The following is a 235-nucleotide window of genomic DNA, read 5'->3' as shown; positions in this document are numbered from 1 at the left end:
TCTCTTGCACCACATTCTTGTTTTCCAGCCGTTTCACTACAGCAGTTACTCCGCTTTTTTCTGTTCTTCTGCTTTCTTTTGCTCTTCTACTTTCTTCTGTTCTTCTACTTTCTTCTGTTCTTCGGCTTTCTTTTGTTCTTCTACTTTCTTCTGTTCTTCTACTTTCTTCTGTTCTTCTACTTTCTTTTGTTCTTCTACTTTCTTTTGTTCTTCGGCTTTCTTCTGTTCTTCTACT

General features: G+C 37.0%; 1 protein-coding gene. It reads right to left on the bottom strand.

Annotation, left to right across the window (positions count from 1 at the left end; genetic code table 11):
• Nucleotides 1–45: 45 nt before the first annotated feature.
• Nucleotides 46–235: hypothetical protein (locus MR160_RS35430; RefSeq protein ID WP_242299271.1), on the bottom strand; the 190-nt coding region annotated here is incomplete at its 5' end.

This window comes from Bacillus cereus group sp. BfR-BA-01382 (assembly GCF_022663475.1).
In the GTDB taxonomy this organism is placed as follows: Bacteria; Bacillota; Bacilli; order Bacillales; family Bacillaceae_G; genus Bacillus_A; species Bacillus_A thuringiensis_S.
The sequence above is the reverse complement of the archived record's forward strand: the minus strand, read 5'-3'. Positions and strand labels throughout refer to the sequence as shown.